This window comes from Chryseobacterium balustinum (assembly GCF_900168205.1).
In the GTDB taxonomy this organism is placed as follows: domain Bacteria; phylum Bacteroidota; class Bacteroidia; order Flavobacteriales; family Weeksellaceae; genus Chryseobacterium; species Chryseobacterium balustinum.
In genome coordinates this window covers 17813-44420 of the sequence record NZ_FUZE01000013.1, presented here as the reverse complement: position 1 = coordinate 44420, position 26608 = coordinate 17813, and the positions used below count along the sequence as shown (strand labels likewise).

The 26608-nt window shown below is 33.4% G+C and carries 21 protein-coding genes; 12 read left to right on the top strand and 9 right to left on the bottom strand.

Annotation, left to right across the window (positions count from 1 at the left end):
* Positions 1–37: 37 nt before the first annotated feature.
* The gene (hemB, locus tag B5X64_RS14315) at positions 38–1027 is read left to right on the top strand and encodes a porphobilinogen synthase (protein WP_079465904.1); all 990 of its coding nucleotides are present in this window, start codon (positions 38–40) and stop codon (positions 1025–1027) included.
* Between the two features lie 103 nt (positions 1028–1130).
* On the opposite strand, the gene B5X64_RS14310 is transcribed toward hemB, so the two are convergent.
* On the bottom strand, positions 1131–1859 hold the full coding sequence (locus B5X64_RS14310; protein ID WP_079465903.1) for a hypothetical protein: 729 nt from the start codon (positions 1857–1859) through the stop codon (positions 1131–1133).
* A 246-nt stretch (positions 1860–2105) separates the two neighbouring features.
* Between B5X64_RS14310 and B5X64_RS14305 the strand changes: the two genes are divergently transcribed.
* From B5X64_RS14305 to B5X64_RS14290, 4 genes are all read left to right on the top strand, one after another.
* On the top strand, positions 2106–2675 hold the full coding sequence (locus B5X64_RS14305) for a cob(I)yrinic acid a,c-diamide adenosyltransferase (RefSeq protein WP_066680818.1): 570 nt from the start codon (positions 2106–2108) through the stop codon (positions 2673–2675).
* Entirely contained in the window at positions 2665–3312 is a 648-nt protein-coding gene (locus B5X64_RS14300) for a thiamine diphosphokinase (protein ID WP_079465902.1), read from the top strand. The genes B5X64_RS14305 and B5X64_RS14300 overlap by 11 nt, the downstream gene beginning before the upstream one ends.
* Complete coding sequence (locus B5X64_RS14295; protein WP_079465901.1) at positions 3309–4181, top strand: tyrosine-protein phosphatase; 873 nt, start codon at positions 3309–3311, stop codon at positions 4179–4181. The genes B5X64_RS14300 and B5X64_RS14295 overlap by 4 nt, the downstream gene beginning before the upstream one ends.
* 108 nt (positions 4182–4289) lie before the next feature.
* Positions 4290–5681 (top strand): type III PLP-dependent enzyme domain-containing protein, encoded by a 1392-nt coding sequence (locus B5X64_RS14290; protein WP_076562053.1) that lies wholly within the window; start codon positions 4290–4292, stop codon positions 5679–5681.
* An 87-nt stretch (positions 5682–5768) separates the two neighbouring features.
* Here the strand turns inward: B5X64_RS14290 and B5X64_RS14285 are convergent, their stop codons facing one another.
* Positions 5769–6428: an HAD family hydrolase gene (locus B5X64_RS14285; RefSeq protein ID WP_079465900.1), complete on the bottom strand. Its 660-nt coding sequence runs from the start codon at positions 6426–6428 to the stop codon at positions 5769–5771.
* A 172-nt stretch (positions 6429–6600) separates the two neighbouring features.
* Between B5X64_RS14285 and speB the strand changes: the two genes are divergently transcribed.
* The 3 genes from speB to B5X64_RS14270 all read left to right on the top strand — a co-directional run bounded on the left by speB (position 6601) and on the right by B5X64_RS14270 (position 9248).
* On the top strand, positions 6601–7452 hold the full coding sequence (gene speB, locus B5X64_RS14280; protein ID WP_079465899.1) for an agmatinase: 852 nt from the start codon (positions 6601–6603) through the stop codon (positions 7450–7452).
* 68 nt (positions 7453–7520) lie between these two features.
* A complete protein-coding gene (locus B5X64_RS14275) occupies positions 7521–8375 on the top strand; it encodes a bifunctional helix-turn-helix domain-containing protein/methylated-DNA--[protein]-cysteine S-methyltransferase (protein WP_079465898.1) in 855 nt (284 codons plus the stop codon).
* A gap of 261 nt (positions 8376–8636) precedes the next feature.
* Entirely contained in the window at positions 8637–9248 is a 612-nt protein-coding gene (locus B5X64_RS14270; RefSeq protein ID WP_079465897.1) for an alpha-ketoglutarate-dependent dioxygenase AlkB family protein, read from the top strand.
* 620 nt (positions 9249–9868) lie between these two features.
* Here the strand turns inward: B5X64_RS14270 and B5X64_RS14265 are convergent.
* The 3 genes from B5X64_RS14265 to B5X64_RS14255 form a co-directional block, all read right to left on the bottom strand.
* A complete protein-coding gene (locus tag B5X64_RS14265; protein WP_079465964.1) occupies positions 9869–11728 on the bottom strand; it encodes a CocE/NonD family hydrolase in 1860 nt (619 codons plus the stop codon).
* Positions 11729–11933: 205 nt separating this feature from the next.
* Complete coding sequence (locus B5X64_RS14260) at positions 11934–12530, bottom strand: hypothetical protein (RefSeq protein WP_079465896.1); 597 nt, start codon at positions 12528–12530, stop codon at positions 11934–11936.
* Positions 12531–12561: 31 nt separating this feature from the next.
* Positions 12562–12921, bottom strand: a complete 360-nt coding sequence (locus tag B5X64_RS14255) for a hypothetical protein (RefSeq protein WP_079465895.1) — start codon at positions 12919–12921, stop codon at positions 12562–12564.
* A gap of 384 nt (positions 12922–13305) precedes the next feature.
* Here B5X64_RS14255 and B5X64_RS14250 point away from each other — a divergent pair, with 384 nt between their 5' ends.
* Entirely contained in the window at positions 13306–14010 is a 705-nt protein-coding gene (locus B5X64_RS14250; RefSeq protein ID WP_079465894.1) for a DUF6261 family protein, read from the top strand.
* A 267-nt stretch (positions 14011–14277) separates the two neighbouring features.
* Here the strand turns inward: B5X64_RS14250 and B5X64_RS14245 are convergent, their stop codons facing one another.
* The 3 genes from B5X64_RS14245 to B5X64_RS14235 form a co-directional block, all read right to left on the bottom strand.
* Positions 14278–17049, bottom strand: coding sequence for a TonB-dependent receptor (locus B5X64_RS14245; RefSeq protein WP_079465893.1), 2772 nt, complete (start codon positions 17047–17049; stop codon positions 14278–14280).
* An 83-nt stretch (positions 17050–17132) separates the two neighbouring features.
* Positions 17133–17552 carry an SH3 domain-containing protein gene (locus B5X64_RS14240; protein WP_079465892.1) on the bottom strand — a complete coding sequence of 140 codons (420 nt, stop codon included), beginning with the start codon at positions 17550–17552 and terminating at the stop codon, positions 17133–17135.
* 6 nt (positions 17553–17558) lie between these two features.
* The gene (locus B5X64_RS14235; protein ID WP_079465891.1) at positions 17559–18050 is read right to left on the bottom strand and encodes a BON domain-containing protein; all 492 of its coding nucleotides are present in this window, start codon (positions 18048–18050) and stop codon (positions 17559–17561) included.
* A 212-nt stretch (positions 18051–18262) separates the two neighbouring features.
* Between B5X64_RS14235 and B5X64_RS14230 the strand changes: the two genes are divergently transcribed.
* Entirely contained in the window at positions 18263–19513 is a 1251-nt protein-coding gene (locus B5X64_RS14230) for a dicarboxylate/amino acid:cation symporter (protein WP_079465890.1), read from the top strand.
* Between the two features lie 547 nt (positions 19514–20060).
* Complete coding sequence (locus B5X64_RS14225; RefSeq protein ID WP_079465889.1) at positions 20061–20774, top strand: phytanoyl-CoA dioxygenase family protein; 714 nt, start codon at positions 20061–20063, stop codon at positions 20772–20774.
* 242 nt (positions 20775–21016) lie between these two features.
* Here the strand turns inward: B5X64_RS14225 and B5X64_RS14220 are convergent, their stop codons facing one another.
* Positions 21017–23818 (bottom strand): GH92 family glycosyl hydrolase, encoded by a 2802-nt coding sequence (locus B5X64_RS14220; protein WP_079465888.1) that lies wholly within the window; start codon positions 23816–23818, stop codon positions 21017–21019.
* A gap of 97 nt (positions 23819–23915) precedes the next feature.
* On the opposite strand from B5X64_RS14220, the gene B5X64_RS14215 reads away from it, so the two are divergent.
* Positions 23916–26258: a TonB-dependent receptor domain-containing protein gene (locus tag B5X64_RS14215; protein WP_079465887.1), complete on the top strand. Its 2343-nt coding sequence runs from the start codon at positions 23916–23918 to the stop codon at positions 26256–26258.
* Positions 26259–26608 lie beyond the last annotated feature (350 nt).

Below are 26608 nucleotides of genomic sequence, written 5' to 3'. Positions count from 1 at the left end.
TAAATTTGCAATAAATTATTCAAAAAGTATTCCAAAGATGATATATTCTAGAAACAGAAGACTAAGAGTGAATGAATCGATGAGAGGTTTGGTAAGAGAATGCAGTCTTTCAGTGAACGATTTTGTAATGCCTATTTTCGTAATGGAAGGCGAAAATAAAGAAGAAGCCATTGCTTCAATGCCCGGAATTTTCAGGCGAAGCATTGATCTTACGGTAAAAGAATGTAAAGAATTATTTTCTTTAGGAGTAAAGGCGGTTAATCTTTATATGAAAGTTTCTGATGATCTAAAGGATAACACCGGAAAAGAAGCGTGGAATAAAGATGGTTTAATGCAAAATACGATTAAGGCAATTAAAAACGCTATTCCTGAAATGGTGATTATGCCTGATGTTGCTTTAGATCCTTACTCAATTTACGGTCACGACGGAATCATTGAAAACGGAAAAATTATCAATGATGCTACCAATGATGCGTTGGCAAAAATGGCAGTGTCACATGCTGAAGCCGGAGCTGACATTGTGGCACCGAGCGACATGATGGATGGCAGAGTTTTGGCAATTCGTGAGGCTTTGGAAGAAAGCGGTTTTCATGATGTGGGAATTCTAAGCTATGCGGCAAAATATGCAAGTTCTTTTTACGGACCGTTCAGAAGTGCTTTAGACAGCGCACCAAAAGACGATATGGAAATTCCGAAAGATAAAAAAACCTATCAGATGGATTTTCACAATTCCCGTGAAGCATTAAATGAAGTTTTCAAAGATGTGGAAGAAGGTGCAGACATTATTATGATCAAACCAGGTCTTCCTTATTTGGATATTGTCGCAAAAGTGCGTGAAGCAATTGATTTGCCGATTGCAGTTTATAATGTAAGCGGAGAATATGCAATGCTGAAAGCTGCTGCTCAAAACGGCTGGCTCGATAATGATAAAGCAATTATTGAAAGCTTAACTTGCTTTAAAAGAGCAGGAGCAGATATGATTTTCACCTATGCAGCAAAAGAAGCTGCAATGATTTTAAACAAGTAAAAAAGTTTAAAATGATGAGTTATGAATTATGAGTTGATTTCAATGAAATCTTCGGTTTCAATCAACTCATAATTCATAATTTTTAACTCATAACTAAAAAAGCTTATTCTACATCAAAGTTTTTTCCTTTCGTAAACTTTGCGGCAAAAGGAGCCTGGTTTCCGGAATATTTTAACACAAAATGTTTTTTGGTATCGGTATCCACTTTTGCTTCTACATCCACATTGGTTGTCTGAAAACTAACATCCAAAGCCACTCCTGATTCTTTTTCAAGAAAAATTTCTACACTTTCAGCATAAAATAGAGAGATACTCAAGTAATTAAACTTAATATTCTTGCGATACGTTTTCGATTTTGACTGTGTGAATTCCGAGAAACTTTTCAAGATTTCAATCCCCGGCGAATCGATATTGGTAATTCTGGATTTTGTTACTCCATTTACACGAATGGAGAAATTTTTTGCACTGTTGATGTTGCCGTTAATTCCAATGTTAAATAAAGACGGTAACGACAAACCGTATTCGATCATACTGTCTTTGGTAAATTCAAAGTCAGGAATCAATGCCATATGTTTTGGAGTATTTAATAATTGATTTTTTACCGTATTTAATTGTTCACCTGAAAATAAATAACCGATGAGGTTGTTATTGGTTGTGCGCCAGTTTCGTCCGTTCCACTCGTAGATTTCACAAAGTAAAGTATCGGTTGACGAATGGGGAAGAAGCTCGATATCCTGCCATTTAAAAACTTCTTTTGCGTAAGGTCTTCTGTTGATCAGGTTGATTCCCAGATCCAGCGCCATTAAGTCGCTTAACTGTTGATTGGTTTGCATAATTATTATTTATGATTTGGTGATTTAAAATTAAATAAAAAATATCGAAATTGATCTTATTTTATCATCACAATTTAAAAGGATTCATAAGATTTAATAATGGGTTTATATCAGTAAAAGCTTCCTGTAAACAACGTCGCTTTAAACTTACCCCAAAACATTTGTCAGCATAGTTTTAAAAAAGTAATTTAGTCTTCTGAAATCACCATGATTACGCATGGTTTTAAGAATAACGAAAATTCACCTATGAAGATATACACTAAAACAGGAGATAAAGGGCAGACCGCTTTATACGGCGGTACGAGAGTTTCAAAAGCCAGCGCAAGAGTTGATAGCTACGGAAATATTGATGAACTGAATTCTTTTATCGGAATTTCTAAAAGTCATATCACTGATGAAGAAGTTTTGAAACAATTGAAAAAAATTCAGTTTGATTTGTTTACAGTAGGTTCTGAGGCGGCAACTCCGGTTGATAAACTGATGTTGGCTAACGGAAAATCTCGTCTACCTTTGATTATTTCTGATACAGAAATTGAAGAACTAGAAAATTGGATGGATGGTTTTGAAGATAAACTAGAGCCTCTTCAATACTTTATTCTTCCGGGAGGCGGAAAATCGGCGACTTTTTTACATGCTGCAAGAACGATTTGTAGAAGAGCGGAACGTTCATTAGTATTCTTAAATGAGTCTGAAGAAGTACGTCCTGAATTGATTAAATATCTGAATCGTCTTTCTGATTATCTATTTGTTTTGGCAAGATATATCTCAAAAATCAACAACGAACCGGAAGAATACTGGAATCCGAATGAAAGATAAAGTACTTCTTTTCATCAATGGTGATGCACCAAAATCCTTTCCCAATTTAGAAAAATATGATTTGATTGCCTGTACTGATGGTGCTTTTCATTATTTGAAAGAACTCGGTTTTCCTTTAGATAAATTAGATTTTATTTCCGGAGATTTTGATTCTCATATTGGGTCAGACGAAAATGTTTATCAGGAGAAATTTATTCTTACACTGGATCAGGAGAAAACAGATTTTCATAAAGCTTTAGAAATTATTTTAGAAAAAGGCTTTCAAAATGTTGATGTTTTAGGTGGAAGTGGAGGTGAGCAGGATCATTTTTTAGGAAATCTTACGGTTGCTTATTCATTTAAGAATAATTTAAACATAAAGTTTTATGACGAGTTTTCTGAGTATTATTTTATTCCGAAAAATTTCACGCTGAAAAATGTTAAAAACAAAATGATTTCTCTGTATCCATTTCCTTCAGCTGAAAATATTACGACAAAAGGATTGAACTGGCCATTAATAAATGATAGTTTAAGCATGATCTCAAGAATCGGTACGCGGAATTTTGCAGCAGAGGATGAAATTTCTATTGAATATGAATCTGGAGATCTTTTATTTTTTGTTGGAATTAATGAAATAGAATATCCTGAAATATATTGAAACAATTAATAAAAATATCACTCCTCATTATCATTGTTTTTTGTGTTTTATCCTGTAAGACACAAGATTTTTCTACACCTGAATACGGAATTTCACAAACTGAAAACCAATTTAAAATAAAAGTAACCAATTTCAGAACGATTGGAAATATCAAAAATATAGATGGCAGAATTTTAAAAGAAGGAAAGTTTTACAGAAGCGCGCATTTGCATCAACTAAAGAACAAGTCTATAAAAGAGTTTCAAAAGTTAGGAATTAAAGAAATTATTGATTTGAGAAATTCTAAAGAAATTTCGCAGAAACCCGATGTAATTCCTCAAAATATTGATTATAAAAATTATTCTGCTTTTGAAGATGAAGGAGATCAGCTGAATCAGGCGAAAAAGCTTGTTTTAAAAGGAAAAGTAAAAGGTTCAGATGCAGACCACAGAATGCTTGACTTTTATAAAACTTACGCAACAGAAAATCCGGAAATTATTAAAAAGATTATTCATGAGATTTTAGATTCAGAAAATCCTGTTTTATATCATTGTACCGCAGGAAAAGACAGAACCGGAATAATAACCGCATTAATTTTAACTATTTTAAAATTTGACAAAGCAACGATTGAGAACGACTATCTTCTTTCAAACAATTACCGCAAACAATTAGTGCAAAAAAGACTTCATCTCGCTCATAATCTACATTTTATATACCCGAAAATGGATTTAAATGTTATCGAAAAATTAAGTTGGGTAGAAAAAGATTATTTAGAAGCTGCTTTTTTAGAAATTAATAAAAAATACGGTTCAATTGATATTTATATTCATCAAAATTTGGGAATTTCTGAAAATAAAAGAGACGAATATATTCTTAAGTTCACGTATTGATTATAGACTAATTTTTTAGTCGAACAACAGTGGAAATTTATAATAAATTTAACGTTAAAAAATCAAACTTTTTTAGCAATTTTGCATTCTTAATTCACTTGTTAAAAAATGAAAATAAAATACTCGGAACTTATTGATCAGACATTGTATTTTCCAACGGAAGAATTCAATGTTTCTGAGAACAATTTGTCTTTTCACGATATTCCTTTGATGGAAGTTGTTGAGAAGTTTGGAACGCCTCTTAAGGTAAGTTACCTCCCGAAGATTTCTCAAAATATTCAAAAAGCAAAAGGCTGGTTTAAGGAAGCTTTTGAGAAAATCGATTACAAAAAAAATTACAGATACTGTTACTGTACAAAATCCAGCCATTTCAAATTTGTAATTGAAGAAGCTTTGAAGAACGATATTTCTATCGAAACATCTTCAGCTTACGATATGGATATTGTGAAGTCGCTTTACACAGAAGGTAAAGTTGATAAAAATATTGAGGTGATCTGTAATGGTTTCAAAACGGATGATTATCTGGCGAAAATCTCAGATATGATCAACAGCGGTTTTGAAAATATCACTCCTATTTTAGATAATTACAGAGAGCTTGATAAGTTAACTGAAAGTATCGACACTACTTTCGATATCGGAATCAGAATTGCTTCTGAGGAAGAACCTAAGTTCGAATTTTATACCTCAAGATTAGGGATCGGATATAAAGATATTATTCCTTACTACAGCCAGAAAATTGCTGAACATCCGAATGCAAGACTGAAAATGCTTCACTTTTTCATCAATACTGGAATCAAAGATACCGCATATTACTGGAACGAATTATACAAATGTCTTCGTGTGTACGCACGTTTGAAGAAAATTGCTCCCGAAGTAAATTCACTGAATATCGGTGGAGGTTTCCCAATTAAAACTTCTTTGAATTTCGATTACGATTACCAATATATGGTGGAAGAAATCGTTTCTCAAATTAAAAAATTCTGTGAAGAAGAAGGAGTAGAAGAACCGAATATTTATACAGAATTTGGAAGCTTTACGGTAGGAGAAAGTGGTGCAAATTTATATAAAATTATTTCTCAGAAACGTCAGAACGACAGAGAAAAATGGAATATGATTGATTCTTCTTTCATGACCACGCTTCCAGATACTTGGGCGATTTCGAGACACTTTATTATGCTTCCGTTAAACCGTTGGGAAGATTCTTATGAAAGAGTTTTCTTAGGTGGATTGACTTGTGATTCAGATGATTATTACAACTCTGAACAGCATACCAACGCGATTTATTTGCCAGTTTTCAGCGATACGAAACCTTTGTATATTGGGTTTTTCCACACTGGTGCGTATCAGGAAACAATTGGTGGTTATGGTGGAGTTCATCACTGTTTGATGCCACAACCAAGACATATCCTGATTCAAAAAGATGAAAATGGAGAATTCCAATATGAGATCTTTAGAGAAAGACAGGAACCTGAAGATATTTTGAAATTATTAGGATATTAATAGCGAAGAGTCATTTCTTTCAATAGAAATGAGCTTCGGCACGTTTAGATAAAAACAAAGCTCTCCAAATTGGAGAGCTTTCATATTTTAAAAATGTTTAGAAATTTTATCAACTTCGATTTCGGAATAGTCTGTAATAACCATATTTGCTAAACTATAATCCTGATTGTGAGAATGGAAACTATTATAAGCTGTACAGAAAATATTCGCTTTGTGTGCCGCTAAAATTCCGTTGGTAGAATCTTCAATGACCATACAGTTTTCAATAGGTTCATTGGCCATTTTTGCGGCAAGCTGGAAAATTTCAGGATGAGGCTTTGATTCTTTTAAATCTGCACCGCTGATTTTTCCGCTAAAATATTTTTCTAAACCAAACTTTTCAAAAACCATATTAATGGTCGTCATACTTGCTGAAGAAGCAACGATTAATTTAACGTTATTTTCGTAATAATGTTCGATTAATTTCCTTACTCCTGGAATTAAATCAAATTCTTCATCGTTGTAAAAATAATCTTTGAAATGAGTTCTTTTAATATTGGTAATATCTTCGTGAGTGTGTGATAAATTAAACTCAGAAATTAAAGTTTCACAAACTCTTTTTGTAGAAGCTCCTGTAAAAGAAGTATAAAGGTCTTCAGAAACCTCGATTTCTAGCTGGTTGAATGTTTTGAAATAAGCTTTTCTATGAAGAGGTTCTGTATCAACAATTACCCCATCCATATCGAAAAGCACAGCTTTTAAGGACATAAATTTTTATTTTGTGCAAAATTAATGTTTTATTATGTAAAGATTAAACGATTTAAAAATTTAAAAACTCATAATTTATAGCTCATAATTTTAAACACTTACAATTTCTTCTTCTTATCTTTGCCGCAAATATTTTAATCTTTAAATCATTTAATTTTTTTAATTATAAATTATGAAAACATACGCAGGAATTCCTGAAGAAAATGCTTCATTAGAAAATTCAAAAGTAGTTTTGGTAACAGTTCCTTACGATGGAACTTCAACTTGGGGAAAAGGTGCAGATAAAGGCCCTGAATTATTCCTTGATGCTTCTGAAAACATGGAATTGTACGACATCGAAACAGGTACAGAACCTTATCTTGAAGGAGTTTATTTAGCTGGAGAAATTTCTGAAAATTCTACGCCTGAAGCGATGACAGAAGCGGTTTATCAGAAAACAAAAGAGCTTTTGGCAACAGATAAATTGTTTACACTTTTTGGTGGAGAACATTCGGTTTCTATCGGTTCGATTCGTGCAGTTGGAGAAAAATTTGAAAATCTTACGGTTTTACAGTTAGATGCTCACACAGATTTGCGTCCGGAATTCCACGGCTCTACTTCTAATCATGCTTGTGCAGTTTTTGAAGCGAATCAGAAACATAATTTAGTTCAGGTGGGAATCCGTTCTATGGATGCTGAAGAAGTTGAATATTTACCGGAAGGAAGAGTGTTTTTCGCTCATGAAATTGCCAATAATGAAAACTGGGTAAACGATGTTTTAGAAAAAGTTTCAGGAAATGTTTATATCACAATCGATTTAGATGCTTTTGACCCGTCAATCGCACCTTCAACAGGAACTCCAGAACCAGGCGGTTTACAGTGGTATCCAACATTAGAATTATTAAGAAAAGTTTTCGAAAAATGTAACGTTGTTGCTTTTGATATTGTTGAATTAATGGATTCTGCGTATTCAAAACCAAGTGCCTTTTTAGCAGCGAAACTGTATTATAAAATGTTGGCATATTATCACATCAACAAAGACTAAAATTCCGCAGGAAACGGATTTTTTCTTTCAGTTTTTCTTTGGAAATTTGTGATACAAAACAAAATGAAATGTTCACACAAGACGAAATAGATTATCAGAGAATTGCCAAAGCAATAGAATTTATTCAGAGCAATTTTAAGCTTCAGCCTAATTTGGATGAGGTTGCTGAAAAAGTAAATCTAAGTCCGGCACATTTTCAGAGAATATTTACAGATTGGGCAGGAACAAGTCCGAAGAAATTTTTGCAGTTCATCAGTCTTGAGCATGCAAAAAGTTTACTGAAAGAAGAAAAAGCTACGCTATTTGATGCTGCATTAGAGACCGGACTTTCAAGTACAAGCAGATTGCACGATCTGTTTGTGAAAATTGAAGGGATGTCGCCTGCAGAATATAAAAATGGCGGAAAAAATTTAAATATCAATTATAGTTTTTCTGAAAGCCCGTTTGGAAAAATAATCACAGCTTCTACTGAAAAAGGAATCTGTTATATGGCTTTCGAAGAAGATAAAGAAAATGCATTGAGAGATTTACAAAATAAATTTCCCAATGCATTTTTTTTTGAAAAACATGATGAGCTTCAGCAAAATGCATTATCAATTTTCACTAAAGACTGGTCAAAGCTCAATACCATCAAGCTTCATTTAAAAGGAACCGATTTTCAACTCAAAGTCTGGGAAAGTTTATTGACTATTCCAATGGGGAGATTATCAACGTATGGTAGTTTAGCTGATAAAATAGGAAACCCAAAAGCCTCAAGAGCTGTTGGAACTGCCATCGGAAGCAATCCTGTTGCGTTTTTAATTCCTTGTCACCGGGTTATACAATCTTCAGGGAAAATTGGTGGTTATATGTGGGGAAGTGACCGAAAACAGCTGATTATTGGCTGGGAAAGTTCGAAGGTTTATTCTGATGATTTGTTTTAAACACAATGAACACAAATGTTTTCACAAATAATCACATTCATTTTATTTATTATATTATTTTTCTTCAATAGAAACGGGCTTTAGCCCGTTTAAAATATAGAATAATCGAATAGGCTTTAGCCAAAATCTATTTTCAATAATAAAATTTACTTCAACATTGTCATTCCGTAGGAATCTCAACAGTTGAAAAAATAATATTAGATTCTTTCGGAATGACAAACTGCGTATGCGGAATTAGTTCAATTTAATTTTAATGTAATTATGAATAATTTATTTGATAACATACAAGATTTCCCCATCAATATTCTTCCTAAAGACGGCGTCACAGAATATTACGGAAAGATTTTTTCCGATGCTGAATGTGAGAAATATTATCAGTATTTATTCAACCAAATCCAGTGGGAAAATGATGAAGCCGTCATTTTTGGAAAATTGATTTATACCAAAAGAAAAGTTGCTTGGTTTGGTGAAAAAACGTTTGAATACACCTATTCAAACCGAACAAAATATGCAAAACTCTGGACTCCAGAATTATTGCAATTAAAACAAAAATGTGAAGAAGTTTCCGGTGAAACTTACAATTCATGTCTTCTGAATTTATATCACGACGGAAGCGAAGGAATGGCTTATCACAGCGACGGCGAAAAAGACCTGAAAAAACACGGAGCAATTGCATCCTTAACTTTCGGAGCGGAAAGAAAGTTTGCTTTCAAGCATAAAATTTCCAAAGAAAGAATTGATATTTCATTGGAAAACGGAAGTTTATTGGTGATGAAAGGAATAACGCAGGAAAACTGGCTGCACCGACTTCCGCCAACGACAAAAGTAAAAACTCCGAGAGTAAATTTGACTTTCAGGACAATTGAAGAGTAATTCTTTTAACATGAAATTTTAACATTACGTTTGTCATTCCGTAGGAATCTGGACTCATTTATTAAAATTTAAATTTTAAAAATAAAGCTTAGATTCCTACGGAATAACAAATTTGATGCAGAATTTTCTCTCGCAGATTAAGCAAATTTCGCGGATGATTGTGTTTAAAAAGATCTGCGTTATCTGCAAAATCTGCGAGATAATAAAAAACAAAAAAGCTGTTCGGTTTGAACAGCTTTTATCATTATTTCAAAACCTCAACTTCAATCGAAGAATCTTCAAAAACCTTAATAAACGCTTTCGTATAATCTTCTTTCGTAGCAAAATTTGGGTTGTCTAAAAGAATCTGACTTTTAGAACTATTGAGGAATGAACTTTTTTTAACGTAAAGTTTGTAAAGTTAAGTTTGTCATTCCGTAGGAATCTGGACTCATTTATTAGAATTTAAATTTTAAAAATAAAGCTTAGATTCCTACGGAATGACAAATTTGAAGCAGAATTTTCTCTCGCAGATTAAGCAAATTTCGCAGATGATTGTGTTTAAAAAGATCTACGTTATCTGCAAAATCTGCGAGAGAATAAACAACAAAAAAGCTGTTCACATCGAACAGCTTTTATCGTTATTTCAAAACCTCAACTTCAATCGAAGAATCTTCAAAAACCTTAATAAACGCTTTAGTATAATCTTCTTTCGTAGCAAAATTTGGGTTGTCTAAAAATTTCTGAGAATTAATGGCAAATAATGGAAACCATGTTGAGCTGATTTGAATCTGAATTTTATGTCCTTTCTTGAAAGTATGAACCACATCCTGTAGTCTGAAATTCACGGCAGTTTTCTGATTGGCAACTAAAGCTTCCCCTTTTTCTCTGGAGTTTCTGAATCTTGCAGGCATAATTTCACTTCTTACCATCTGATGGTAATTTCCGTAGATCACGCCGTCTTTCTTTTCAGTGGGTTTAAAATCTTCAGGATAAACATCGATCAATTTCACTGCGAAATCTGCATCGGTGGAAGTTGAAGCGATATTTAATTTAGCCATGATTTCTCCTGCGAAAGTAAGATCTTCCGTTAAAATGTCTGTGGTAAAAGTCAAGACATCCGGTCTTCCGACAGCAAACCTTTGATCTTCCGACATGTAATTTCTTGGCGTAAATCCGTTAAAATCTTTCAGGTTATCAGAACTTAAAACAGGATTGTTTGGATCACTGTAATATTCTGAAAATCCTTGTTGTGAAGAATTTTTTAAAGTTCCGTTAGCTAAATAAAAACTAACTTTTTTAGCTTCTTTTGGTGGATACGTTGCAAATTCTCTCCATTGCTTTGCTCCTGTGTCATACATCAAAGCTTCCGGCAAACCGGCATCCTGTTTTGTATTTCCTTTTAGGTAATGATTGAAGAATTTTGTTTCAACATTTTTCTGATAATACGTTGCGATGCTGTCTCCGAAGTAAATTTGATTATGAAAATGTTTTCCTTCTTCGCGTCCCCAACCTCCGTGAGAAAATGGTCCCATCACGATGGTGTTTTTAGCTTTCGGACTTGTTTTTTCAATGGTTTTGTAAATATTTAAAGGCCCTGAAAGATCTTCTGCATCAAACCATCCACCCACGGTCATCACTGCATGATTGATGTTTTTAAGATGGGGCAAAAGATTTCTTTTCTGCCAGAATTCATCAAAATTGGGATGATTCATAATTTCAGTCATGAAGAAATTGTCTTTATAATATTTGTCATAACCATCTTTCAAAGTTCCCATCTCTCGGAAGAATTTTAAACCGTCTTCAGAAGTTTGTTTCACGAAAGTATCCATGTACCACGCTTTGTTTTCAGCTTTTGTTTTCTGAATTCCGAAAACCGGGAAAGTTCTGAAATAGCCTAACATAAATTTTCCATTGTGCATAAAATCGTCATTCCAGAAATCTGAAATTGGAGCCTGTGGAGAAGATGCCACCAAAGCCGGATGTTGTGCCAAAGTTCCTACCGCAGTGTAGAATCCTGGATATGAAGTTCCAAACTGACCGACTTTTCCGTTGTTGTGTTTGATGTTTTTAACTAAATATTCTACCGTGTCGTAGGTATCTGTACTTTCATCAATATCTTTCTTGGTTTTTCTTTCGACCTGTGGTGTCATATTGGTGAAAATTCCTTCACTCATATATCTTCCGCGAACATCCTGATACACAAAAATGTATTTGTCTATCATTAAAAACTGATTTGGGCCAATTCTCTGTTTGTATTCATTTTCACCGTATGGCGCAATACTGTAGCAGGTTCTTTGCATCAAGAAAGGATATTTATTTTTATTGGAAATATCTTTCGGAATGTAAACCGCCGTAAATAATTTTGTACCATCACGCATCGGAATATAAAATTCCTGTTTGGTGTAATTGTCTTTTACATACGTGTCTTTTGGCGGTGTGTTTTGCGCAGTTCCTACAAAAAACAAAAACATCAACAACATTGAAAAGTAGTTCTTCATTGATAAAAATTTTGATGCTAATTTAATGATTAAATAGTTTTGGTAGTTATTGTTTGAAAAATGAAATGATGATACTGAAAAAGACCAGAAGAAATTTCGGTCTTTTTTGTATATCTTAATGATTGGTTTTGCTGGCGCAAGCGTCACGCTTGTGTCTGCTTTTATGATGAGCACGAGCAAGATGCTCGCGGCAGCTTGGGGATTTCTAATGCACTTCAATCAAAAGTTCATTTTTTTCAACTTTTCCTTCAAAATAAGGGTCTAGAAAAAGCTCTTTAAACTTTAATAATGCTTCATTAATTTGTATACAATCTTTTTTCTTAATACTTAAAATGTTCTCACTGACCTTTACGTTTAAAGGATCACCTTCGTTTAAAGAATCAAAATCATATTCAATACGTTCCAAGTAAGGTTTACGATGCAATTGTTTATTTCTAATTGATATTAGTTCTTCTAATTTCTTTATTATAAAAGTTTCATTATTAAATTTCAACTTGGAATCACTTATAATGGTTGGCAAGATGTACAATTTACTTTTGAAACTTATGTTAATTATTCCATCAAAATATTTCTTGTATTCGATTGGTCCAAATTTGTTTAAATAGTAATCAAATATAACTTGATTTAATGAAGCTTCTAACGTGCTAGAGCTTAGTGCTATATATGAAAAATTTAAAAACTCAATTTCATTTAAAACTAAATGTTCAAAAAGATTTTTCAAATTATCATAATAGATATGCAAGTCATTAAGATAAATATATTTTTCGTCTTTTTGATATAAAACGAGACCTTTTAAAATCATCTAATGTATTGTTATATATTATATAAAATTATTAATTGTCTTTTGCTGATAATTCTTTTTTATTTATTATCACAAACACAAATGCAAGAACACCTCCAATAATAAAAAAGTAATTAAAATTATCACCATTAGTAAACATCCAAATTGTAGCAATAATATTTAATATTAGCATTAAACCTGCAAAAAGAATTTTTCTTGAAGGAGCAATTAAGGCAGTTATTCCAATCGCAATCCAACCGCATAGAATTGTTATTACATATTTATCTATAAAGTTATTCAAGCTTTCAAAAGGAATAAAAAATACTAAAACTTTAGAGAAAATTGCTGGTAAGATAATTGACGCAATTAAACCGAGAGGAATAGCAAAAATATAAAGTAAAGTTTTTTTCATTCTTTAAAGTTTTAATTTATTTTGAAGTTGGATAATTTTATATAACAAATTAAATAGTAAACAACCAAATATACAACTACTATCTGTTTAATTTTACGGTTTTCCTCATTCCTACAAAAAATAAGATGTATTTAAATATTCCTATTCAAACTCATCATACATTAACTCCAAACACCCATGTTTGTCCTCACAATCAGTTTACATTAAGTCCAAACAGGGTTGTTTGTATTCAAAATCAATTGACATTGAATTGAAACAGGGATGTTTGTGCTTACAATCAACATACATTGAGTTCAAACAACAGTGTTTGTATTTACATGCAATTTATTTTATATTTGATAGAAGTAATTTTTTTAATTATTAATCATAAAACACATTTGACGTATGAAAATTTCACTACAAAGAGTAAGCACCAAAGATTTGGCGACGCTCACAGAAAGAACACTCACTGTTTCGACTTCCGGAAAATACCCGGTTTTGACCAATCATCCTTTGATGAACGAACTCACCACGCATTATGCAGATTATGATGCGGTGTATACCAAGAAAACTTTTAGCGGAAAAGGGAAGGATGTAGCAGCGGCAGACCATGACAGAGATGTTGCCTTCAGTGTTATAAAAGCTTTTCTGAACGGCTATCGGCAGGTTGTTTCGGTGCCGAATTATCAGGATGCGGAGGACTTGTATCAGATTTTTGTACAATTTGGTTTAGACCTTGACCGAATGAGCTATTCTTCGCAAACGGCTCAGATGAAAAAACTGATCGAAGAACTGGAACTTCCTGCAAATATTCAGAAAATCGCCAATTTGTCTTTATCTGTTGCTTTTGCTGAGATGAAGACTAAGCATGAATATTTTGAAGATATTTTCGAAGAACAGACAGAAGCTAATGCAGGTCTTCGGCAAATGCAAAGCGCCTCATCAGTGCGCCGAAGTTTAGAAAAAACGTTGAGATCTTATTTTAACATACTCACCGCTATGAAAGAGGTTCCCGATTGGAAAGATGCTTATGCGGAAATCAATGAGTTGGTAAAAGCCGCGAAAAATTCTGCTGTTGCGAGAAAGAAAAATAATGAAGAACCTGAATAATTAATAACTCGTTGTACATTTGGTTTATTTTCGTCAGTTCGAGTAGATTTTTGAAAAAAATCGTATCGAGAAGTTTTTGATGGAAACAGGTTTTGTGCTTCTGTTCACTGATTCTCGATACATCCCGATTTCATCGGGACACTCGAATTGACGAATCTACAATCAAAATTTTTCAAAACGGACAGTAATGGATTGAGTACAATATCAATTTTAAAACAAAAATAACCGGAAAATATTCTCCGGTTATTTTTTTATAATGATCGTGTTTTATTTTACTTCAGCTTTCTTTCCTGCAAATTTATTGAGTTTCATGGTTAAAGAAAACATGATATAACGTTTTAGAATTAAATCTTCTCTGTCTTCAAAATAAGTGTTGGTAATGGTACGTCTTACACTTTGGTTTTGATTCAATACATCATATACTTTTACTTTTGCAGTCAGCTGTTTGTTAAAGAATGAATATCCTAAACTGGTGTTCCAGAAGTAGAAATCTCTTTTGAAACCGGGTGCAATGTTTGAAGTGGTATTGTATTCAAAATCATTTCCGAAAACAAGTTTACTTTTAAAAGCATAATTAGTAAGCTCCATCTTTAAAATCTGGTTGCTGGTTTTCACATTTCCAACGCTGTAATTTTTGTATTCTGAGAAATTATATCCTAAAGAATAAGATGGTTTGATGGTGATTTTATCTTTTAATTCATAAGTGAAATTAAAGCTCGGATTGATGCTGTAAGTTTTGCTGGTAAACTGATCTGCATTGATGAAACCTCTGTTGTAGCCATAATTCATATTAAATCTCGGACTTAAAGTAAGTTTATTCTGCTTCCACTTGAATGTTTTAGAAAAACCACCGCCAACGTTTACATATTTGTTTCCGCTTACATTGGCGTAAGTCACAAATTGTTTCCCGGAATCGTCATAATAAGAATAGTTAGACACATCATTATTATAGTAATTAAAACTTAAATTCATATAATAATTCATGTTTTTCAAGATATTATAATTGCTGTAGTAAATATAAGATGAGTTTTGCCACCTGTTTTTCAAATCTGGATTTCCCTGATAAGTAACCAAAGGATTGATATTATCTGTAAACGGAGTGAGCTGTTCTGCAGTAGGAATCGAAAAATCTGCGCTATTGTAAATACTCAGACTTTTATTGTCTGAAAACTGATATTGAAGATTCATACTATAGCTCGGTAGTGCAAAGTTGTTTTGGAAGTCGTATCGCTGACTGTTGAAAAACGAGTTAACATTCATATCTGTAATATCCAAACCTGCCGATGCCCAGAAATTGATTCTCTTTTTAATGAGTTCATAAGATATTTCAGGTTTAAATTGATTGTTTTTTTGGCTCATCGTATTAGATAAAGCATCATTATAGTCAGAATACTGTCCGCTACTCAAATCAAGATCATTGACGTCCCTTAAATTTCTGGTTAATTTACTTTCGTAAGCTAGGCTTACAGTTACATTTGATGAATCGGATAAGGGTTCAGAATAGGCGGTTGTAAAACGATATCTGTTGGTTTGATTTTTTGTCTTGGAAATTTGATTTCTTATATCGTTCGGATCTGTGGTTTGGTAGAAAATTGTTTGAGATCTATTGGTGTTTTCTCTTTTAGATTCTGAAATAGTAGTATTTATATTAGAAGAAAAAACACGGCCTTTTTTCTTAAACTTTCTTGAAAAATAAAGATTAGGTGAAAATGAATTGCTTTCAGATTTATTACTCGTGTAAGAGTCACTTTCGTTAAGAAGTAAATTGTCTTTTAGAGTAGATGATTTTGAATTATTGAAACTAAAACTTTCCGATCTTGAGAAATTCGGTGAGAAATAAAAATTGGTAAGGCTATCAATTTTAATTCTTAAAGAGGTGTCAAAATTATATTGCTTCGTTTCGTTTTCGCCATTGCTTTCGGAGTTAGTTTTTAAAGTAAAATCAGGAAGTAATGTCGTTCTTGAAACTTTAGATCTTGTTTCTAAATTATTATTCCGATGCATTAAACTTAAAGTTTCCAAATCTGAATTTTTATCAAACTTATCGCTGTAGTTTAGACCAATAGTTGTACTTCTCTGAATTCCTTTTGTATTGTTTCCGCCTGAAGTGTAATAGGTATTTCCGCCTTCTGAAACTACAGATCCGCCCTGCATAAGCCATGAATTTCTTCCGTGTCCCATGCTGTCGAAAACCTCATCATTAGAAAACCCCTGAGAATTGATATTGTTTGACGAAGCCAAAAGACTGATCTTGGTATCTTTTTTAAAATAACTTAAAAGCAAACTGCCTTCATAGCGTTCATCAGAACCATATCCTGCGGTCAGTCGGGATAAAAGACCTTTGTTTTTCTTTTCATCAATATTAAAATTGATGGTCGTTTTATTCGATTTCGCAGCTTTGCCACTCAATTCTTCTTCCTTAGTTTTCGTAGTGGTAAACTGAATATTTTTAATAATATCTGCCGGAAGATTTTGTAATGCAATTTTTCCATCTTTATCGAAAAATGGTTTTCCGTTGATCATGATTTGGTCAACTTCTTTCCCATTGACCGTAATTTTTCCTTCATTACTAATTTCAACTCCGGGAATTTGTTTTAAAAGTTCTTCAATTTTACTGTCTGGTCTTACTTTTATCGCAGAAGCATTAAACTCGATCGTATCTTTTTTAATTTTAACAGGCGAAGCTGTAATTGTTACTTCTTCAATATTTTGAACAGAGTTTTTTTCCAGTTCAATTTCTCCAAGCGAAACCGATTGTTTAATAACATCAAAACTTTTTGAGTACGTTATATATTTTTCAGCATCAATTTTTAGAATAGTCGATTCTGAGAACTCATCAGTTTTTAGAGAGAATTTTCCTTCGCTGTTGGTTGGCGTATAATTGACAATGGAGGAATCTTTTTGTTTCAATAAATAAACGGTGACATTTTCAATTGGTTTTTTTTCAAAGTTTAAAACTTTTCCGTCTATGCTTAATTTTTGTGCATTTAATAATAAATTGCTGACTACAAAGAACAGTAACCAAAACTTTTTCCCCATTTATAGATGTTTAAGGCGCAAAAGTAATAAAAAAAACATCCCTTTATTGGGATGTTTCGTATTTTTTAAACTTAATTTAGAAATTATGCTTTCAAATATCTTGAGTATGCATAACCTTCCTGTCCATCGGCAGTTTTTACTTTCCACCAATCGTCTGAAGTTTGCTCAACTAAAGTTACAGAAGCTCCTTTAGCCGCTTTTCCTACAACAGCAGCTTCAGTAGAAGGCTCTTGTCTAATGTTTAGATTAGAATCTTCAGTAGCAACCGTAAGATTGGCACCTGCTGCAAGACCTGCAACCTGTACATCAATATTAATATCAGTTGCAGAATAGGTAGAATCAATTGCTCCTAAAGCGTTCCAAACAGCGTCTTTTGTCGCTGTATTTGATGCGTTTCCAGAAACATAAAGAATACCGTCTTGCTCCTGAACTTGTAGATTTGAAACTCCTGCAGACTGAGCAGCAGCAACTACGCTTGAATATTTATCTTGTAATGTGCTCATCTTTAATTATTTTACCACTAAGTTATTGTTATATTTTCCAACTTTTAAAGCATCTACAGATTCTTTAATTTTTCTAGCTTGAACTGAAGAAACATTTCCTGTAAGGGTTAATTCGTTGTTTACGACTTCTACTTTTACAGAAGGGAAATCTTTCACAGCATCCTGTACTTTTTGCTGAATCATAGGGTCTACAGCTGAAGCAGTTTCTACAGGCGGTGGTGGAGGTGGAGCAACTTCTACAGTTGCCATATCATGTACATCTTTTACACCTTTTATTTCTTTCAGAGATTTTATAGTAGCGTCTTTTTCAGCCTGAGTTGCAAAGGTTCCGCCAAGATGGGCAACGCCTTCTTTTACTTCAATTGTTGCAGTAGGATTAGCTGCTACAATAGTTGTTGCCTGCGTCTGAAGATCAGCGTCAGAAACTTTCTTTTTACACGAAATAGCTCCAAATGATATTGCCAAAGCTAAGGCAGACATTGTGATTGTTTTTTTCATAATTAAGATAATTTAATGTTTTCGTTAGACTCAAATGTAATAATAAAATCTATACCAATTATGTAAAAAAATAATAATTCTTCAAAATATCTTGTTTTAAGTTTTTCATAATCTGAGGTTTAATTTTTCTGAATAATGAATTTGAAGTGCTTCTAAACAAACTTTTAACCACAATTATAAAACTATTATATTTGTGGCAATTGATAATAGATATGAAAGGACAAAACAAACTATTTATTGCCATCATTGTTTCACTTATTTTGGGTGTAGCAATTGGAGGCTTGGTTCATTTACAATATCCTGAAAGTGCAGAACCGTTTTCAAAAAATATAAAACTCCTCGGAACCATTTTCATCAGACTCGTTCAGATGATCATTGCGCCTTTGGTTTTCACAACCTTGGTGGTAGGAATTGCCAAAATGAGTGACATTAAAATGATTGGTAGAGTAGGATCTAAAGCGATGCTTTGGTTTATTTCGGCATCTCTTGTTTCTCTTTTCATCGGTTTGATTTTGGTAAACTGGCTTGAGCCAGGACATGTAACCAAACTTCCGATACAGGATGCTGCTTCTGCGGAAGAGCTTTTAAAATCGAGCAAAGGGTTTTCTATGGAAGATTTCGTAAAGCACGTTGTTCCTAAAAGTATTTTTGAAGCTTTTGCGACGAATGAAGTACTTCAAATCGTAGTTTTCTCAATTATGTTTGGGGTAGCTTTAGCTAATTTAGGAGACGAATATGCGCAGCCTGTCATCAAATTATTTGATGTGATTGCTCATGCGATTCTTAAAATGGTAGGTTATATCATGTGGTTTGCGCCACTTGGTGTTTTAGGGGCAATTGCAGCCGTTGTCGCGACGAATGGTTTTGAAATCTTTAAAGTATATGCCATTTATTTAAGGGACTTCTTCTTTGCTATTGCAGTTTTGTGGCTTGTTTTATTGATCGTAGGATATTTGATCTTAGGAAACCGTCTTTTTGATTTATTAAAAAGAATTAAATCACCTTTGCTGATTGCTTTTTCTACGACAAGTTCGGAAGCTGTTTTCCCTAAACTGGTTGAAGAATTAGAAAGATTTGGTTGTAATAATAGAGTAGTATCGTTTATTTTGCCTTTAGGATATTCGTTTAATTTGGATGGAAGTATGATGTACATGACGTTTGCATCTATTTTTATCGCTCAGATTTACGGAATTGAAATGTCTATCGGACAACAGATTACAATGCTTTTGGTATTAATGTTAACTTCAAAAGGGATTGCCGGAGTTCCGAGAGCTTCGTTGGTAATTATCGTTGCCACTTGTTCGATGTTTGGAATTCCACCGGAAGGAATTGCTTTAATTCTTCCTATCGATCACTTCTGCGATATGGCGAGAAGTATGACCAATGTTTTAGGAAATGCTTTAGCAACTTCTGCCGTTTCAAAATGGGAAGGGCAGCTCGAAAATCACGGGGGAGATATGTAATTAATCGTGAAATGTCAATTTAACTTCGTTAGTGAAATGTGAATTATTAATATGAAAATTCACAAGCCAAGCGAATTCACCATTGACAATTCATATTTTATAAATTTATTTAGTTTAGACTAATGAATGGTCAATAGTGAATTTTAAATCTTCATTATTGACCATTTTTTTATTTGAAGCTTTATCCCGCTTTCCATTGTATCTTTTTGGTTACGGGTTCCGCTTCGCTCCACCCGCAACCAAAAAGGATGTCATTTCAATCGATGCTAGGGTTGCAGTCGTTATTTTCAGTATAGAAATAACCACAAAGTTTGTCATTCTGAAAGAATCCAAACATAAATCTTTTCATTTTTTCTAATACTATCATTAAGATTTCTCCGGAATGATAAATATTGTATTCCTTTGCTGAGTCAAACGCCTTTGCGAACGAAAAATAATTTCAAACATTTTAAAAAAAATCTTTGCGATCTTTGCTTTTAAAATAGATTCTTCAATCCGCTGCACTTCTTTCAGAATGACAAATGTGTGGAAGTAAAAACTTATAATTATGAATTTACAAAATCATAAAAATTTAATTCAGGAAAACGGCTTCACAGTAATCAATAACATTTTTTCAGATAAAGAAATTGAAAGAATAAGCGAAGTCATTCAAAATATTGACACTTCAAAAGAAACATTCAGAAAATCGGAAGATCTTTTTGCAATCAGACAATTTTTAAAGGAAGTTCCTGATGTTAAAGATTTGATTTTTAATAAAAATTTAAAAACGATCATTAAAGAAATTTTTGGTGATAATTATTTTGTGGTTAAAAGTATCTACTTTGATAAACCTGAAAAATCAAACTGGTATGTTGCGTATCATCAGGATTTAACCATCTCTGTCGATAAAAAAATAGATTTAGAAAACTTTGGACCTTGGACGACCAAACAGAATCAGTTTGCCGTGCAACCGCCTTTAGATATTCTTGAAAATATCTTTACCATCAGAATTCATTTGGATGAAACCGATGAAAATAACGGCGCTTTAAAAGTTATTCCAAAGTCTCACGCAAAAGGAATTTACAGACCCGAAACAATCGATTGGAATGTAGAAACAGAAAATATCTGTAACGTAGAAAAAGGAGGATTGATGATCATGAAACCTTTGCTTCTTCATGGTTCCAACCGAACAATAAACGGAAAGAAAAGAAGAGTCATTCACATCGAGTTTTCAGATAAAGAATTGTCGGAACAATTATGTTGGTCGGAGAGGATAAATTGACGCCCAATTTGTCATTCAGAACGAAACAAAGTGTAGTGAAGAATCTCCTTCATTAATATTAGATGCTTCGACAGGCTCAGCATGACATCGTTAATACTAACTGTCATGGTGCAGTAAAAATAAATATAATGCTTAAAAATGTAATGTTGAGCGGAGTCGAAGGATTCCAAAACCACAAAATACAAAAACAAAAAACCTCTCCCAATTCGGAAGAGGTTTTATTATTTTTAAATTTAAACTTACTATTTCACAGAAATCTCATCCACAAAAACGTAAGCTTCTCCACCTGCACCTTGATGCCATTCTGGAAGTTTTCCGAAGTGGTACGCTTTTACTTTTACATATCTTGCTTCAGTTGGAAGAACCGTTGTTCTGAAATCTTTTACCTGAACATTGGTATCTTTAGGATCGATATTATTCTCTAAAGTTTTTAATAGAATAAATGTTTTTCCGTCCATTGAAGCGTAATATTCCACTTTTTTAGGCATTAAAATCCATGCTCTGCTGTCCTGTAAATAGGTTGATGAAATTTCGTTGATTTGTTGTGGAGATTTAAAATCAATTATTGCTTCTACAGTTTGACCTTGATACCCTTGCCATTCACCTTTTCTCCAGTTGACATCACCATTGATCCCGTCGATGATTGCCAATTTTCCACCAGCTGTATATTGCGGATTTACGGTTGCGTTGATCGTTACATCCCAATGATTAGGTCTTCTGTTGAAGTTAGCTGTTGTAATTCCGCTTTTCTCTCCATTTCTTTCAGCATACGAAGAAACCTGTGTTGTTTTGTTGATGGTAAACGGTTCTTTATACACTTTAAAAGTTTTTCTCACGTTGGCATCATTTTCATCCATCGTCATGTAGTACACTTTATCTTTTGCATTCAGCGGTGTGATTTTCACCTGAGTGGTAAACTCAAAAAGACGGTCTGCATTGATAACAGGCGAAGCAGTTTGCTCTGCATATTTCATGTCTTTAACCGGTTTTACGTTTTCAAAACCTAAAGTTTTAAGTTCACTTTTCGAAGTGTTTTTAGTGATGGTTCTTGTCGTTCCGTCTTCTAAATGTAATTTAACCTCATCAAAATATGGCGTTACCGTTTCCCATTCAGGTTTCACCGGAGTTACGGAATAAATTCCCATTGAGCTTAAAATAAACCACGCACTCATTTGTCCGCAATCTTCATTTCCAATCAAACCATCTGGAGTATTTTTATAGAAATTATCAAGAATAAATTTGATTTTTTCTTCTGTTTTCTGAGGCTTATCAACGAAATTATAAAGATAAGCGATGTGGTGACTAGGCTCGTTTCCTTGTGCGTATTGTCCGATCAATCCGGTAATATCTACCTGCTCTCTTCCTGTTGTTTTGTCTGAAGCTGAGAAAATAGCATCAATAAACTGTTCAAATTTTTCTTTTCCGCCATGAGCCTGAATCAATCCCGGAATATCCTGCGGAACGAAGTATGAATAATGCCAAGAATTTCCTTCCGTATAATTATTATTGACTTCACTTGGGTCAAAAGGCTCATACCAGTTTCCGTTTTTTCTTGCCTGCATAAAGCCGTTCGCTGGATTGTAAAGATTTTTCCAGTTCTGTGAACGTTTCATGAAGTATTCGTAATCTTCTTTTTTGTTTAAAATTTTTGCCATTTGGGCAATACACCAGTCGTCATAGGCATATTCTAACGTTTTAGAAACACTTTCATGCTCATCATCAATGCTGATATAATTTTTCTGTTTGTAAGCATTTAAACCAAAAATATCCTGCATTGCCGAATTTTTTGAAGCTTCATAAGCTTTTTCATAATCAAAACCTGTGATTCCTTTTGCCATGGCATCTGCAATTACTGAAACTCCGTGATAACCGATCATACATTCAGTTTCATTAGAAGCCAGTTCCCAAACCGGAATTCTTCCGCCCTGTTCACGTTGTTTGATAAAAGTATTTACAAAATCAGCTGTCCTTTTTCTGTCTATTAATGTCATCAAAGGATGCGCACCTCTGAAAGTATCCCAAAGCGAGAAAACAGAATAATATCCGAAATCATTTGCCGTGTAAAATTTATTGTCTCTTCCGCGGTATTTTCCGTCAACATCCATATTGATATTTGGTTGCGTGAAAACATGATACATTGCTGTATAGAAAATTGCCAGTTTGTTTTTATCGTCAGATTTAACTTCAATTTTTGAAAGTTCTTTATTCCAGTCTGCAACCGCCTGGTTCTGAATTTCACTGAAATTATTTGATTTTCCTTCAGCCAACATATTTTTCGCTGCTCCTTCGTAACCAGTCGGAGAAATCGCTACTTTCACACTGATTTTTTCACCTTTTTTTACCGCTGAGGTAAATGCTAAAGCCAATTTAGTTCCTGAAAAAGTATTGTTTTCGTTTTTACCGTTAAAGCTTTTACTTGAAATCTTCATTGGTTTTGAAAACTCAATTCTGGCATAAATGTATTGGTTAGTTGCCCAAGCTTCACTTCTTCTGAAAACCTCAATCGTTTTGCTGTCGATAATTCTTACTTCACCTTCCAGAAGTTTATCTCTGTGATTTAAGTCTAAAATAATATTAGCGTTTCCGGCTTTATTGAATTTATATTCGTGATAGCCTACTCTTGCGGTAGTTGTCAAACGAACATCGATGTTGTTTTTATCTAATTTAACAGAATAAAATCCCGCCGTTGCTTTTTCGTTTTTATGAGAAAATTTTGATGAATATTCTTTAGGAGTCAAACCAGGTTTTCCCATGGTTGGCATCAACATAATGTCTCCGTAATCTGAAACTCCAGTTCCGTTCAAATGCGTATGAGAAAATCCGTAAATCACAGAATCAGAATAATGATAACCGCTGCAGCCGTCCCAACTTCCGTCAATTCTCGTGTCCGGTGAAAGCTGAACCATTCCGAAAGGTACAATTGCACCTGGAAAAGTATGGCCGTGACCGCCCGTTCCGATAAAAGGATTTACATATTGCGAATAATTTTGTGAAAATAAGGTATGCGTAATGAATAATGAGAGTAGGAGGAAGCTTCTTTTCATAGGGTAATTTTTTGTCAGCGAATATATTAAAAAAACGATAGAATGTCATGTAATATAATGCAGATCAGGATTGTCATATTATAAACATATATTAAGTATGAAGAAAATATTACTTTCGATTATCTTACTGACCCCTATTTTTGCTTTTTCACAACATATTACCGGAAAAATTAATCAGAATGGATCTCCTCTTTCATATGTTGAGATTATTGCTGTGAAAGATAAAATAAGACAGACTACCATTTCAGATGAAAAAGGAAATTATGTGCTGAAACTTCTTGAAAATGGAAATTATAATCTACAACTGATACAAGATGGAGTAGAAATATCCAGTACTGATATAACCGTAAATGGTGATGCGGAACAAAATTTTTCCCTTGATAAAAAACAGGAAAAACAGATTGAAGGAGTTACTGTCATTGCAAAGAAAAGATTAATTGAAAGAAAGGCGGACCGATTGGTGTTTAATATTGCCAATTCTATAGCATCACAGGGAATTGACGGGTTGGAAGCGCTTAGCAATACCCCTCAGATCAAAGTAGATGAAAATGCAGGGATTTCGATGGTCGGAAAAAGCGGAATAGCAGTGATGATTAATGAAAGAATGCTGAATCTTTCAGGAACGGAACTTATTAATTACCTGAAAAGCTTACGATCGGAAAATATTGAAAAAATAGAAGTCATTACAGCACCTCCTGCCAAATATGAAGCGCAGGGAAATAGTGGACTGATTAATATTGTTTTAAAGAAAAATCAAAATCTGGGTTGGAACGGAAGCTTGACAACCAGTTTTTTACAAACCACCTATGCAGGATTTTCTAATTCAGCTACCGTTAATTATCAAAATGAAAAACTAAGGACTTCATTAAAGCTGAGACAGTATGACAGCCAGAAACATTCTTATGAGAATTATAAGATTGCAGGCGCAGACGGATTAGCCAGTTCAGATGACAGAAGAGATTTTTGGAACGGTGGAGGTGCTAATTTCGGTTTAGATTATGAACTCAATAAAAAATCGAGTGTGGGAGTTGTATTTGATTATGGTTTTGGACATTCCGGGATGGATATTACGAATACCTCAGATTATTTCCAACATGGAAATTACACCAATACTTTATCTACCTATGCGGAACATCGTACCGAAAATAAACAGAATACAATAAGTGCTTATTATAATATTAAATTTGGAAAGCTTAATAATAAACTGAGTATTACCGGGAATTATTTTTCTAACACCCCACAAAGTATTATTGATTTTACGACAACTGATGATTCAGGAAATGCGTCTATCGTAAAAACTCCGTCTGAACTCAATTACAAAATTTATTCTGCGCAGGCAGATCTTACGCTTCCTTTTACATTTGCTAAGACAGAAGCAGGGGTTAAATTCACCAATTTTGATAATAATTCTGATATCAAATATCAAAATCTCACCAATGGAAACTATATTACCGATCCTCTGAGAAGCAATCTTTTCAAATATAATGAGAAAAATTATGCAGCCTATGTGAGCATCGAAAAGCAGCTCAATGAGAAATGGTCTGTAAAAGCAGGGCTCCGTTATGAATATTCTATGATCAATGGAAATTCAGTTTCTTCCGATCAGACTACAGAAAATTCTTATGGAAATTTTTTCCCGACCCTGTACATGACCTATAAATCCGATGAAAATAATACGTTTAATCTTAATTATTCGAAAAGGATTAACAGACCGGGGTTCCGTGCGATCAATCCATTCCGTTGGTATACCAATATCAATTCATACTTTTCAGGCAATCCGGCTTTGAATCCTTCTATTAATCATAATTTCGAATTGTCTTATGTGTATCAAGGGAAACTTTCGGCCTCTGCGTATTTTCAAAGGGAATTGAATGCTTTTGGTCAGCTCGTTACCTTGGAAGGAGAAAATAAGACGAGTAATTTCTATAATTTTTTTAATAAAAACAGTACAGGAATTTCTTTGAGCTACTCAGATACCTTCTTTACGTTTTGGGAAGCCAATTACTCTGCAGATTTTTCTTATATGAAAACTCAGGTGTATGCTACGGATGCTGCTTCAAGAAAAGGAAACAGTACAAGTTTTAATATTCAGAATAATTTTTCTTTACGTAAAGATAAAACGATTCAGTTTTTTATGAACTACTGGTTTCGCCTGCCTTCAAGTTTAGGGAATACTTATTCTTATTTTGTGGGTAATTTTACGTCCGGATTCAAATTAAATATGATGAATAAAGATCTTCAGATGAATGTCTATGTTTCTGATATTTTCAGACAGGCTAAAAGCCATGGCGAAATTTATTATCAGGATTCCACACATTCTTTTAATAATTATTATGACGGAAGAACCCTCACTGTTTCTCTGACCTATAACTTCGGAAACAAAAAAATAAAAGGTGCAGACCGAAATGTTAAATTTGATGAAAAGAGCAGAGTCAATTAAAAATCTATTGTAAAAGCCATATTAACTTTATTAAGAAGCAAAAAATAGTAAGTTTAGTTTTGCGTTAAGCGTTAAAAATCTATTTGCTTTTTCCTAATTAAACTTAACTTCTTCAATGTTCTTAATGGTTTAAACGTTTTATTAATTATTGAACTCAATTCAAAAACATACAGTGAGTAAATTACAAATTCCTCACTGTCGAAATCAGGTTGGAAAATAAAGTAAAAATAGCATACATGATTTTCGTCATGCTTTTAAGGAGAAAGATAAGAAAATTGCTTAGTAATCTTATTTATCACCTTACGTTATAGATTTTATTCATTCTTAATTATTAAAAAAAACCGTAAATT